Origin of the sequence: Streptomyces durhamensis, assembly GCF_000725475.1 — a bacterium.
Classification (GTDB): Bacteria; Actinomycetota; Actinomycetes; order Streptomycetales; family Streptomycetaceae; genus Streptomyces; species Streptomyces filipinensis.
In genome coordinates this window covers 360,450-372,003 of record NZ_JNXR01000005.1, presented here as the reverse complement: position 1 = coordinate 372,003, position 11,554 = coordinate 360,450, and the positions used below count along the sequence as shown (strand labels likewise).

Sequence of the window (11,554 nt, the reverse complement as noted above, 5' to 3'; positions counted from 1 at the left end):
CGACCGCGACGACAACCGCGGTGGTGGCTACGGCGACCGCGGCGGCGACCGCGGAGGCGACCGCGGAGGCTTCCGCCGTGACGACCGGCGCGACGACCGGCGTGACGACCGGGGCGAGCGCGGTGGGTTCCGCGGTCGCGACGACCGTGGTGGCCGTGGACCCCGTCGGGACGACCGCGGCGGTCGGCCCGGTGGCTTCCGGGGGCGTGACGACCGTCGGGACGACCGGCGCGACGACCGCCGGGGCGGTGGCCGCTTCCGCGACGAGCGTGACCGTGACCGGGAGCCGATCAAGCGGCTGCCGATCCCGGAGGACGTCACCGGCGACGAGATCGACAAGGACGTCCGGCAGGAGCTGCAGAGCCTGCCCAAGACGCTCGCCGAGGACGTCGCCAAGAACCTGGTGATGGTGGCCCGGCTCATCGACGAGGACCCCGAGGGCGCCTACGGCTACTCGAGGGTGGCCCTGCGTCTGGCGTCCCGCGTGGCCGCCGTACGCGAGGCCGCCGGGTTCGCGGCGTACGCGAGCCAGAAGTACTCCGAGGCACTCGCCGAGTTCCGGGCCGCGCGGCGGATGACCGGCGCCGTGGAGCTGTGGCCGGTGATGGCCGACTGCGAGCGTGGGCTCGGGCGGCCGGAGAAGGCGCTGGACATGGCCGGTGCCTCCGAGGTGCACAAGCTGGACAAGGCGGGTCAGGTCGAGATGCGGCTCGTCGCGGCCGGTGCCCGGCGTGACATGGGTCAGCTGGACGCCGCCATCGTGACCCTGCAGAGCCCGGAGCTGGCCTCCAACGCGGTCCAGCCGTGGACCGCGCGTCTGCGGTACGCCTACGCCGACGCCCTGCTGGCCGCCGGCCGGCAGGCCGAGGCGCGGGAGTGGTTCGCGAAGGCCGTCGAGGCCGACCGGGACGGCAGCACGGACGCCTCGGACCGGCTGGCTGAGCTGGACGGCGTGGAGTTCGTCGACGCCCTCGACGAGAGCGACAGCGACGCCGAGAGCGAGAGCGGCGGCGAGGCCGGGGACGAGCCCGAGAAGCCGTCGCAGGAGGACGGCGACGAGGACTGACGTCCCAGCCGGCCGACGGGTGGTCGGTGGGACGAGAAGAGGGCAGGCTCCCCGCGGAGCCTGCCCTCTTCGGCGTTCCGGGCGCTCGGGTCTCCGGCGCTCAGATCTCCAGGGCCCGCAGCACCAGCCCCGACGCGGGCTTGGGGCCGAACGACGTCGACTTGCGGGGCATCGTCACGCCTTGGCGGGCCAGGTCGCGTACGACCTCCTCGCGGACGGGGTGCATCAGGACGGCCGTACTGCCGTCGTGTTCCGCCTTGGCGACCGTCGCGGCCGTGTCGTGGATGTAGGCGATGTGGGCCGCGGAGTCCTCAGGGATGTGCCAGACGTGGTCGAGCAGTGTGGCGTGCAGGACCGTGGCGTCCAGGGAGCGCCAGGCCTGCGGGCGGTCGGCCGGGATCGTCCGGGCCAGCAGGTCCGGGTCGGGGTGGTCGAGCAGGTGGAAGGCGCCGTCGCCGGCCAGCAGGAAGGCGTTGCCCGAGCAGGAGGCGTCCGCGAGCGTCTCCAGCGCCTCGGTGAGCGGTACGTCGAGGTGCCGTACCCGGAACAGTCCTTCCACCGCCGCGAGCGCGTCCGCGACACGCAGGCCGTGCAGCAGACGGTGGATGGCGCGGACGCGCAACGGGTAGCGGGCGGTGTCGACGAGCAGGACCAGGCCGTGGTCCCAGGGGCTGGGGGAGGGGTGCTCCGCGCGCAGCCGGAGGTAGGTGGCCCAGCGGTGGTGGCCGTCGGCGATCAGGGCCTGCTGGCGGGCGAGCTCGGACTGGACGCGGGCCAGGTCGGCGGGGTCGGTGATGGACCAGAGGCGGTGGTGGAAGCCGTCCTCGGTGGTGGTGTCCAGCAGCGGGGGCTTCTCCGCCGTGCGCTCGACGACCTCGGCCGCCGTGCCGTCGCCGCGGTAGGTCAGCAGCAGCGGCTCCAGGTTCGCGCGCGTGGCCCGCATCAGGGCCGCGCGGTCGGCGACCACGGGCGGCATGACGTCCTCGTGCGGCAGCACCAGGCCTTCGGCGGGTTCCGAGACCCGCAGCGCGCCGATGACACCGCGCTGGAGCATCCCGTTGCCGTCGCGCTGTTCGTAGACGTACAGGCCGGGTTCCGGGTCGGCGGTGAGGATGCCCTCGTCCAGCCAGCGGCGCAGGGTGTCGGCCGCCTGTTCGGTGCGGGCGCTGGGGGTGCCGGCCTGGGGCAGGATCAGCCGAACGATGTTGTGCGGATCGGCCGACTGGAGGTGGTGCACCCCGTCCGGACGGACGACGACGTCGTACGGCGGGGAAGTGACGGAGGCCAGGCTGCCGACCCGGTCGGGGTCGTAGCGAAGGCCGCGGAACGGGGTGAGTTCCAGGCCTCGGCGCGCCGTTGCTTCCGAGTGACCTGCAGTGTTCATCCCGGCATCGTACGTGTGTCAGTGGCGTGCGGGATGATCGGGGGAAAGGCCTTCGAACGAGGAGCGATGTGGAATGAGCCAGGCGGTCAGGACGAGGCCCGAGGGCAGTGGGCAGCCCCTGAGCGAGGCGTACGACACGGCGCTGCTCGATCTGGACGGGGTGGTGTACGCGGGCGGCAACGCGATCGCGCACGCCGTCGACTCGCTGGCGGTGGCGCGCTCGGGCGGCATGCATCTGGCGTACGTCACCAACAACGCGCTGCGGACCCCGGAGACGGTGGCCGGGCATCTGACGGAGCTGGGGATACCGACGGGTGCCGACGACGTCATCACGTCGGCGCAGGCGGTCGCGCGGCTGATCAGTGAGCAGGTGCCGGCCGGGGCGCGGGTGCTGGTGATCGGCGGTGAGGGGCTGCGGGTGGCGCTGCGCGAGCGGGGGCTGACGCCGGTGGAGTCGGCGGACGACGATCCGGCGGCGGTCGTGCAGGGGTACGGCGGGCCGGATCTGGCCTGGGGGAGTTTCGCGGAGGCGTCGTACGCGGTGGCGCGCGGGGTGCCGTGGTTCGCTTCGAACACCGATCTGACGATTCCGAGCGCGCGGGGTATCGCGCCGGGCAACGGGGCGGCGGTGGAGGTCGTACGGATCGCGACCGGCGCGGAGCCGCAGGTGGCGGGCAAGCCGCTGCCGCCGATGCACCGCGAGACGATCATCCGGACGGGTGCGGAGCGGCCGCTGGTGGTCGGGGACCGGCTGGACACGGACATCGAGGGGGCGTCCAACGGTGGGGTCGACTCGCTGCTGGTGCTGACGGGTGTCACCGACGGGCTCCAGCTGCTGGCCGCGCCGCCCCGGCACCGGCCGACGTATGTGGACGCCGATCTGCGCGGGCTGCTCACCGGGCAGCCGGAGGTGACCGCTCTCTCGGGTGGCTTTCGCTGCGGCGGGTTCACGGCGACGGCCAGGGCGGACCGGCTGGAGCTGGAGGGGGACGGTGCGGCGCTGGACGGCCTGCGGGCCCTGTGCGCGGCGGCCTGGACGGCGGCCGGGGAGGGCTCCTGCGAGCTGGACGGGGGGAAGGCGTTGGCGCGGCTGGGACTCTGACGTGTTGCGTACCGGGGATCGGGAACGGCGGCGAGGGTAGGCTAACCTAACCTCGTGTTGGTCGACAGTCCTCCGGAACAGCGCGCGGAGACCGCCCCCGCGCCCCCAACCCGCCAGGCGGTCAGGGCCCTTGGGCTCCTGCTGTCCGTCGCGATCTTGGTGCTCGTCGCCGTGGCGAGCATCGCGATCGGGGCGAAAGCGCTGTCGCTGGACCAGGTCTGGCACGGCCTGTTCCACGACACGGGCACGTACGGCGACGTCGTCGTCGACGAGCGGCTCTCGCGCACGCTCCTCGGCCTGCTGGCCGGTGCCGCGCTCGGCCTCGCGGGCGCGGTGCTCCAGGCGCTCACCCGCAATCCGCTGGCCGACCCCGGACTGCTCGGCATCAACGCGGGCGCCTCGGCGGCCGTCGTCACGGCCGTCACCTACTTCGGCGTCACCAGCCTCACCGGCTATGTGTGGTTCGCCTTCCTCGGCGCGGCGGCCGTCGGCGCGCTGGTGTGGTTCCTCGGCGGCAGCCGGGGCGCCACCCCGGTCCGGCTCGCGCTCGCCGGTACGGCGATCAGCGCGGCGCTGTACGGCTATCTCCAGGCCGTGATGATCATGGACGACGCGGCGCTGGGCAAGATGCGCTTCTGGACGGTGGGTTCGCTCGCCTCCGCCACCGACTCGACCATCTGGCAGGTGCTTCCGTTCCTCGCGGCCGGCACCGTCCTGGCGCTCGCGCTGGCCCGGCCGCTGAACGCCATGGAGATGGGCGACGACACGGCCCGTGCCCTCGGCGCCCACCTGGGCCGCACCCGCGCCCTGGCCATGCTGGCCGCCACCGTGCTGTGCGGCGCCGCCACCGCCGCGTGCGGCCCGATCATGTTCGTCGGCCTGATGGTCCCCCACGTGGTGCGCTCCTTCACCGGCCCCGACCTGCGCTGGATCCTGCCGTACGCCACGGTGCTGTCGCCCGCGCTGCTGCTCGGCGCCGACGTCATCGGCCGGGTGGTGGCCCGCCCCTCGGAACTGCAGGTCGGGATCGTCACCGCGCTCATCGGCGGGCCGGTCTTCATCTTTCTCGTACGACGGCGGAGGACGGCCCAGCTGTGAAGACCCGCTCCATGTACCGGGCCCTACGCACTCCGGGCGGGCTCTCCCTGCGCCTGGACCTGCGGGCCCTGATCGTCGTGGTCCTGCTGCTGGCCGCCGCCTGTGCCGCGGGTGTCGCACTGATCGGCACCGGCGACGCGAAGATCCCCGCGGCCGACGTGCTGCGGACCCTCGCCGGGAACGGCACCGCGTACCAGGACTTCATCGTCAACGAGCTGCGGCTCCCGCGCGTCCTGGTCGGCCTGCTGGTCGGCGCCTCGCTCGGCCTCGGCGGCGCACTGTTCCAGGCCGTCTCGCGCAACCCGCTCGGCAGCCCGGACGTGCTGGGCCTCTCCCAGGGCTCGACGGCCGGCGCGCTGGTCGTGATCGTGCTGCTGTCCGGCAGCGCCACCCAGGTGACCCTGGGCGCGCTGGCCGGCGGTCTGGTCACCGGGCTGTCCATCTACCTGCTCGCCTGGCGGCAGGGCGTGCACGGGTACCGGTTCGTGCTGGTCGGCATCGGCGTGTCCGCCGTCATGACGGCCGTCAACGGCTATCTGCTCACCAAGGCCGACCTGGTCGACGCGGCCCGCGCGGTCGTGTGGATGACCGGCTCCCTCAACGGCCGTGACTGGGACCAGGTCTGGCCGCTGCTCGCCCTGTGCGCCGTCCTCGTCCCGCTGGTCCTCGCGGGCGCGGGCGGCCTGAGGATGATGGAGATGGGCGACGACGTCGCGAACGCCCTCGGGGTGCGGGTACAGCGCACCCGGCTGGTGCTGATGGTCTCCGCCGTGCTGCTCACCGCCGCCGCCACCGCGGCAGCCGGCCCCGTCAGCTTCGTCGCGCTCACCGCGCCGCAGCTCGCCCGGCGCCTGACCCGCTCGCCGGGCCCGAACCTGCTGCCCTCCCTGTGCATGGGCGCCACCCTGCTGGTCGCCGCCGACTGGGTCTCGCAGTGTGCCTTCGGCGCCGACCAGCTGCCCGTCGGCGTGGTCACCGGCGTGCTCGGCGGCGGCTATCTGCTGTGGCTGCTGGTCACCGAGCGCAGGGCGGGCCGGATATGAGCGCCGTCCCCGAGTCAGACAGCAAGAGGAGCACTGTGAACCGCCTGTCCGCCGAGAACGTCACCCTCGCCTACGACCAGCGTGTCATCGCCGCCCAGCTGTCGGTGGAGATCCCCGACAACTCCTTCACGGTGATCGTCGGCCCGAACGCGTGCGGCAAGTCGACGCTGCTGCGGGCGTTGTCGCGGATGCTGAAGCCCAGTGCGGGCAGGGTGCTCCTGGACGGGCAGGTCATCCAGTCGATGCCCGCCAAGAAGGTGGCGCGGACCCTGGGCCTGCTGCCGCAGTCGTCCATCGCGCCCGACGGCATCACCGTCGCCGACCTCGTCGGCCGGGGCCGCTACCCGCACCAGGGTCTGCTGCGCCAGTGGTCGGCGGAGGACGAGCGGGTCGTCCAGGAGTCCATGCGGCAGACCGGGGTCGCCGAGCTGGCCGACCGGTACGTCGACGAGCTGTCCGGCGGGCAGCGGCAGCGGGTGTGGATCGCCATGGCGCTCGCCCAGCAGACCCCGCTGCTGCTCCTGGACGAGCCGACCACCTACCTGGACATCCAGCACCAGATCGACGTCCTCGACCTGTGCGCCGAGTTGCACGAGACCCAGGGGCGGACGCTGGTCGCCGTCCTGCACGACCTCAACCACGCGGCCCGCTACGCCACCCACCTCATCGCCCTGCGCGGCGGCGAGGTGATCGCCGAGGGCGCACCGAACGACATCGTCACGGCCGAGCTGGTGGAGCGGGTGTTCGGGCTGCGGTGTCAGGTCATCGACGACCCGGAGACCGGGACCCCGCTGGTGGTTCCGGCCGCGCGCAGGGCACGGGCGGAGCGGATCACAGCAGCTTCCTGAGCCGGAACAGGTCCAGCAGACTCGCCTCCAGCCTGACCCGGCCCGAGCCCCAGGCGGTCGCGAAGTTCAGGTCGCCGCCCACCAGGGCCACCAGGTCGTCCCCGGCCAGGGCGAGTCTTATCTGCGCCTTCTCACGCGGCGGCCCGGGATGCGTCTCGTCCACCTCGATCCGGCCGCCCGTCATCCGGCCGGCGAAGGTGACGTCCAGATCGGTGATGTGACAGCTCACCGAGCGGTCCAGGGCGGCGGCCGCGCGTACGTCGCCCTCGGATCCCTGCATGTTGTCCGAAAGCTTTCCCAGCGCGGTGCGGCACTCCTCGATCGTGGCCATCGCCCACGACGGTACCCCAGCGGTTCGGGGTAGCGTCTGGGCATGAGCGAGTCCGTGTCCGAGGCCCAGAGCGTCACCGCGGCCGAGTCCCCGTACGACCCCGCGGCCCCGGCCCCCCTGGGCGTCCCGCGCACCCCCACCGGCAACGCCGAGGTCGACGCCCTGCTGGAGCGGCTGGCCGACGCCGACCAGCTCGGCACCGACGGGCACATGGAGGTGTACGAGGATGTGCACCGGGGGCTGCGCGACACGCTCACCGCGCTCGACGCCCGCCCGGGACCTCCGGCTCCCACCCGTCACCCGACCGCCGCCCCTCAGTGAGATCCTTCGGGTCGCACCTTTTGATCGTCGTACCACCAGAGCAGGAGCTGAACCGAACGTGGCAGGAGTCGCACGTCGCCGTCTGGACGCGGAGCTGGTCCGCCGCAAGCTCGCGCGTTCGCGTGAGCACGCCAGCCAGCTGATCGCCGCCGGCCGGGTCACCGTCGGCAGGGCCGTGGCGACCAAGCCGGCCACCCAGGTGGAGACCGCCGCCGCGATCGTGGTCCAGGCCGACGACAGCGACCCGGACTACGTCTCCCGCGGCGGGCACAAGCTCGCCGGAGCGTTCGAGGTCTTCGTGCCGCAGGGGCTCGTGGTCGGGGGCCGGCGCGCGCTGGACGCCGGCGCGTCCACCGGCGGCTTCACCGATGTCCTGCTGCGCGCGGGGGCCGCGCACGTCGTCGCCGTGGACGTCGGATACGGACAGCTGGCCTGGACTCTGCAGAGTGATGAACGCGTCACCGTCAAGGACCGTACGAACGTACGCGAGTTGACGCTCGACGCGATCGATGGGGAACCTGTGGATCTTGTCGTGGGTGATCTGTCCTTCATCCCGCTCGGGCTGGTGCTGCCGGCCCTCAAGCGGTGCGTGAAGCCGGACGCCGACCTGGTGATGATGGTCAAGCCGCAGTTCGAGGTGGGTAAGGAGCGACTCGGCAGCGGGGGTGTCGTACGGAGTCCGCAGCTGCGGGCGGAGGCCGTGCGGGGAGTGGCCGAGAAGGCCTGGGAGCTGGGGCTCGGGGTGCGGGGAGTCACCGCCAGTCCGCTGCCCGGGCCCTCGGGGAACGTCGAGTACTTTCTCTGGTTGCGGGCGGGGGCACCCCAGGTGGACCCGGCCGACGTCGACCGTGCAGTGGCGGAGGGGCCGCGTTGACACAGAACCTGGCGCGTACTGTTTTCCTGCTCGCCCACACCGGGCGGCCCGCGGCGATCCGCAGTGCGGAACTCGTCGTCAAGGGGTTGCTGCGGCATGGCATCGGGGTGCGGGTGCTGGAGGAGGAGGCGCGCGACCTGCCGCTGCCGGACGAGGTGCAGCTGGTCAAGGAGGCCACTCCGCAGTGCCTCGACGGGTGCGAGCTGCTGATCGTGCTCGGCGGCGACGGCACCCTGCTGAGGGGCGCGGAGTTCGCGCGGGCGTCCGGGGTGCCGATGCTCGGCGTCAACCTGGGACGCGTCGGGTTCCTCGCGGAGGCGGAACGCGATGACCTCGATCGGGTGGTCGACCGGGTGGTGGCGCGGTCGTACGAGGTCGAGGAGCGGATGACCGTCGATGTCGTCGTGCACCGCAACGGCGACATCGTGCACACGGACTGGGCGCTGAACGAGGCGGCCGTGCAGAAGGCCGGCGCCGAGAAGCTGCTGGAAGTCGTGCTGGAGATCGACGGGCGCCCGGTGTCGGAGTTCGGGTGCGACGGGGTGATCCTGTCCACGCCCACCGGGTCCACGGCGTACGCGTTCTCCGCCGGCGGGCCGGTGGTGTGGCCCGAGGTGGAGGCGCTGCTGATGGTGCCGATCAGTGCGCACGCGCTCTTCGCCAAGCCGCTGGTCACGTCGCCGGACTCGGTGCTCGCGGTGGAGGTTCTGCCGCACATCCCGCCGGGTGTGCTGTGGTGCGACGGGCGGCGGACCGTGGAGTTGCCGCCCGGAGCGCGGGTGGAGGTGCGGCGGGGGGCGGTGCCGGTGCGGCTGGCCCGGCTGCACCACTCGTCCTTCACCGACCGGCTCGTGGCGAAGTTCGCGTTGCCGACCACCGGGTGGCGAGGGGCGCCTCACTAGCGAGGGCGCCTCACCAGAAAGAGCGGCCTGTGTGCACTCCCCGCCCCGGACCTCGTATGGTCTGTTCCGTGTTGGAGGAGATGCGGATACGGTCGCTCGGGGTCATCGACGACGCGGTCGTCGAGCTGTCGCCGGGGTTCACCGCCGTCACCGGTGAGACGGGTGCGGGCAAGACCATGGTGGTCACCAGCCTGGGGCTGCTGCTCGGCGGGCGGGCGGACCCGGCGCTCGTGCGGATCGGGGCCGGGAAGGCGGTCGTGGAGGGGCGGATCACCGTCCCCGCGGGCGCCGCCGCGGTCGTACGCGCCGAGGAGGCCGGGGCCGAGCTGGACGACGGGGCCCTGCTGATCAGCCGTACCGTTTCCGCCGAGGGACGTTCCCGCGCCCATCTGGGCGGGCGCTCGGTGCCGGTCGGGCTGCTCGCCGAGCTGGCCGACGACCTGGTGGCCGTGCACGGCCAGACCGACCAGCAGGGGCTGCTGAAGCTGTCCCGGCAGCGGCAGGCCCTGGACCGGTACGCCGGGGACGCCGTCGCCGTACCGCTCGCCAAGTACACCGAGGCCTACCGGCGGCTGCGGGCCGTCTCCGGCGAGCTGGAGGAGATCACCACGCGCGCGCGTGAGCGGGCGCAGGAAGCCGACATGCTGCGGTACGGGCTGGAGGAGATCGCCGCCGTCGAGCCGCGGGCCGGCGAGGACGCCGAGCTCGCCGAGGAGGCCGAGCGGCTGGGGCACGCGGAGGCCCTGTCGTCCGCCGCCGCGGTCGCGCACGCCGCCCTCGCGGGCAATCCCGAGGATCCCGAGGGCATCGACGCCTCGACGCTGGTCGCGGGCGCCCACCGGGCGCTGGAGGCCGTGCGGTCGCACGATCCGGCGCTGGCCTCCCTCGCCGACCGGATCGGGGAGATCGGGATCCTGCTCGGCGATGTCGCCGGGGAGCTGGCCGGGTACGCCGACGACCTCGACGCCGATCCGCTGCGGCTGGCCGCCGTGGAGGAGCGCCGGGCGGCCCTCACCGCCCTCACCCGCAAGTACGGCGACGACGTCGGCGCCGTACTCGCCTGGGCCGAGCAGAGCGCCGCGCGCCTGACCCAGCTGGACGGCGACGACGAGCGGATCGGGGAGCTGACCGCCGAGCGGGACGCGCTGCGCTCGGAACTGGGCGGGCTCGCGCAGGCCTTGACGGACGCGCGGGCCGACGCGGCCGAGCGGTTCGCCGCCGCCGTGACCGCCGAGCTGGCCTCGCTGGCGATGCCCCACGCACGCGTGTCCTTCGACATCCGCCAGACCGAGGACCCGCAGGGCGTCGAGGTCGGCGGACGTCCGGTCGCCTACGGGCCGTCGGGCGTCGACGAGGTCGAGCTGCTGCTCGCCCCGCACCCGGGCGCGCCGCCGCGGCCCATCGCCAAGGGCGCGTCCGGCGGTGAGCTGTCCCGGGTGATGCTCGCCGTCGAGGTCGTCTTCGCGGGCACCGACCCGGTGCCGACGTATCTCTTCGACGAGGTCGACGCCGGTGTCGGCGGCAAGGCCGCGGTCGAGATCGGGCGGCGGCTGGCGAAGCTCGCCCGGACCGCGCAGGTCGTCGTGGTCACCCACCTGCCCCAGGTCGCCGCGTTCGCCGACCGTCAGCTGCTGGTCGAGAAGACCAACGACGGGACGGTCACCCGGTCCGGCGTGAAGGTGCTGGAGGGCGAGGAGCGCGTCCGCGAGCTGTCGCGGATGCTGGCCGGCCAGGAGGACTCCGAGACGGCCCGCGCGCACGCGGAGGAACTGCTGGCCACGGCGCGGGCCGACCTGTAGGCGGGTTCTAGGGTGGCGGGATGATCACCAGGCGAAAGTCCCGCTCCCTCCTGCTGTCCGCCGCGCTCGCCCGGGCCGGGCAGGCCCTGCTCCGCAGCCGGCCGCCCGGCGGACGGGAGCGGTGGGAGCGGACGAACTACGCGGGGCGGTCCGTCGGGCTGTACGCCGGGCCCGCCTGCGCCGTCTCCGTCGCCGTCGGCGCCGGCCGGGCGCACCCCGGTGCCGGGCTCGCCGTGCTCGCGGCCGGGGTGTGCGGGGCGTACGACGACGTCGCCGGGGCCGGGGACCCGCGGCGCGGGTTCCGGGCGCATCTGGGGGCCCTGCGGGAGGGCGAGATCACCAGCGGGGCCGTGAAGCTGTTCGGGATGTCGGCGGCCGGGCTGGTGGCCGGTGCGCTGATGAAGGAGCGGTTCCTCGACAGGGTGCTCGCCGGTGTCGTCATCGCCGGGGCCGCGCACGTCGTCAACCTGCTCGACGTACGGCCCGGCCGGGCGGCCGGTGCCGTGCTCGCGCTCGGGGCGCCGGGGCTGCTGCGCGGCGGTCCGGCGGGGGAGCTGGCGGCCGCCGCGGCCGGCGCCGCCGCGGCGGTCCTGCCCGACGATCTCGGGGAGCGCGCGATGATCGGGGACACGGGGGCGCATGCCCTCGGCGCGGCGCTGGGGGCGGCCGTGGTGGCCGGCAGCCAGCGCCCCGGTCTTCTCGCGCACGCCGTCGCGGTCGTGGCCGCCACCGTGCACGGGGACCGGGTGAGTGCCTGGGCGCGGGCGCTGTGAGGGTCTGACCTCG

At 73.7% G+C, this 11,554-nt stretch carries 12 protein-coding genes; 10 read left to right on the top strand and 2 right to left on the bottom strand.

Features of this window, described 5'->3' with window-relative positions:
- Nucleotides 1-298: 298 nt before the first annotated feature.
- On the top strand, nt 299-1,066 hold the full coding sequence (locus IO33_RS0109450) for a tetratricopeptide repeat protein (protein WP_078963448.1): 768 nt from the start codon (nt 299-301) through the stop codon (nt 1,064-1,066).
- A 100-nt stretch (nt 1,067-1,166) separates the two neighbouring features.
- Here IO33_RS0109450 and IO33_RS0109445 read toward each other — a convergent pair whose 3' ends face one another.
- Complete coding sequence (locus IO33_RS0109445; protein WP_031162451.1) at nt 1,167-2,450, bottom strand: DUF1015 domain-containing protein; 1,284 nt, start codon at nt 2,448-2,450, stop codon at nt 1,167-1,169.
- 73 nt (nt 2,451-2,523) lie between these two features.
- Between IO33_RS0109445 and IO33_RS0109440 the strand changes: the two genes are divergently transcribed.
- Genes IO33_RS0109440 through IO33_RS0109425 form a run of 4 tightly spaced genes read left to right on the top strand, consistent with a single transcriptional unit; the run spans nt 2,524 to nt 6,541 of the window.
- Complete coding sequence (locus IO33_RS0109440; protein ID WP_031162448.1) at nt 2,524-3,552, top strand: HAD hydrolase-like protein; 1,029 nt, start codon at nt 2,524-2,526, stop codon at nt 3,550-3,552.
- Between the two features lie 54 nt (nt 3,553-3,606).
- A complete protein-coding gene (locus IO33_RS0109435; protein WP_031162445.1) occupies nt 3,607-4,650 on the top strand; it encodes a FecCD family ABC transporter permease in 1,044 nt (347 codons plus the stop codon).
- An 11-nt stretch (nt 4,651-4,661) separates the two neighbouring features.
- A complete protein-coding gene (locus IO33_RS0109430; protein WP_078963442.1) occupies nt 4,662-5,693 on the top strand; it encodes a FecCD family ABC transporter permease in 1,032 nt (343 codons plus the stop codon).
- Complete coding sequence (locus tag IO33_RS0109425) at nt 5,690-6,541, top strand: ABC transporter ATP-binding protein (protein WP_209438831.1); 852 nt, start codon at nt 5,690-5,692, stop codon at nt 6,539-6,541. The genes IO33_RS0109430 and IO33_RS0109425 overlap by 4 nt, the downstream gene beginning before the upstream one ends.
- On the opposite strand, the gene IO33_RS0109420 is transcribed toward IO33_RS0109425, so the two are convergent.
- A complete protein-coding gene (locus IO33_RS0109420) occupies nt 6,525-6,872 on the bottom strand; it encodes a sterol-binding protein (RefSeq protein ID WP_031162440.1) in 348 nt (115 codons plus the stop codon). The two genes, IO33_RS0109425 and IO33_RS0109420, sit on opposite strands and share 17 nt — an antisense overlap.
- Nucleotides 6,873-6,914: 42 nt before the next feature.
- Between IO33_RS0109420 and IO33_RS0109415 the strand changes: the two genes are divergently transcribed.
- The 5 genes from IO33_RS0109415 to IO33_RS0109395 are packed head-to-tail and all read left to right on the top strand — an operon-like array spanning nt 6,915 to nt 11,541.
- Nucleotides 6,915-7,193: a hypothetical protein gene (locus IO33_RS0109415; protein WP_031162438.1), complete on the top strand. Its 279-nt coding sequence runs from the start codon at nt 6,915-6,917 to the stop codon at nt 7,191-7,193.
- Between the two features lie 58 nt (nt 7,194-7,251).
- A complete protein-coding gene (locus IO33_RS0109410) occupies nt 7,252-8,067 on the top strand; it encodes a TlyA family RNA methyltransferase (RefSeq protein ID WP_031162435.1) in 816 nt (271 codons plus the stop codon).
- On the top strand, nt 8,064-8,969 hold the full coding sequence (locus IO33_RS0109405; RefSeq protein WP_031162432.1) for an NAD kinase: 906 nt from the start codon (nt 8,064-8,066) through the stop codon (nt 8,967-8,969). The genes IO33_RS0109410 and IO33_RS0109405 overlap by 4 nt, the downstream gene beginning before the upstream one ends.
- A 56-nt stretch (nt 8,970-9,025) precedes the next feature.
- Nucleotides 9,026-10,768, top strand: a complete 1,743-nt coding sequence (recN, locus tag IO33_RS0109400; RefSeq protein ID WP_031162429.1) for a DNA repair protein RecN — start codon at nt 9,026-9,028, stop codon at nt 10,766-10,768.
- Between the two features lie 20 nt (nt 10,769-10,788).
- The gene (locus IO33_RS0109395) at nt 10,789-11,541 is read left to right on the top strand and encodes a hypothetical protein (RefSeq protein ID WP_031162427.1); all 753 of its coding nucleotides are present in this window, start codon (nt 10,789-10,791) and stop codon (nt 11,539-11,541) included.
- The last annotated feature ends 13 nt before the right edge of the window (nt 11,542-11,554 follow it).

Coding starts and splice junctions, on each gene's coding strand:
- recN (WP_031162429.1), top strand. CDS start 9,026: ATGGTCTGTTCCGTGTTGGAGGAGATGCGGATACGGTCGCTCGGGGTC.
- IO33_RS0109420 (WP_031162440.1), bottom strand. CDS start 6,872: ATGGCCACGATCGAGGAGTGCCGCACCGCGCTGGGAAAGCTTTCGGAC.
- IO33_RS0109425 (WP_209438831.1), top strand. CDS start 5,690: ATGAGCGCCGTCCCCGAGTCAGACAGCAAGAGGAGCACTGTGAACCGC.
- IO33_RS0109440 (WP_031162448.1), top strand. CDS start 2,524: ATGAGCCAGGCGGTCAGGACGAGGCCCGAGGGCAGTGGGCAGCCCCTG.
- IO33_RS0109430 (WP_078963442.1), top strand. CDS start 4,662: ATGTACCGGGCCCTACGCACTCCGGGCGGGCTCTCCCTGCGCCTGGAC.
- IO33_RS0109445 (WP_031162451.1), bottom strand. CDS start 2,450: ATGAACACTGCAGGTCACTCGGAAGCAACGGCGCGCCGAGGCCTGGAA.
- IO33_RS0109395 (WP_031162427.1), top strand. CDS start 10,789: ATGATCACCAGGCGAAAGTCCCGCTCCCTCCTGCTGTCCGCCGCGCTC.
- IO33_RS0109415 (WP_031162438.1), top strand. CDS start 6,915: ATGAGCGAGTCCGTGTCCGAGGCCCAGAGCGTCACCGCGGCCGAGTCC.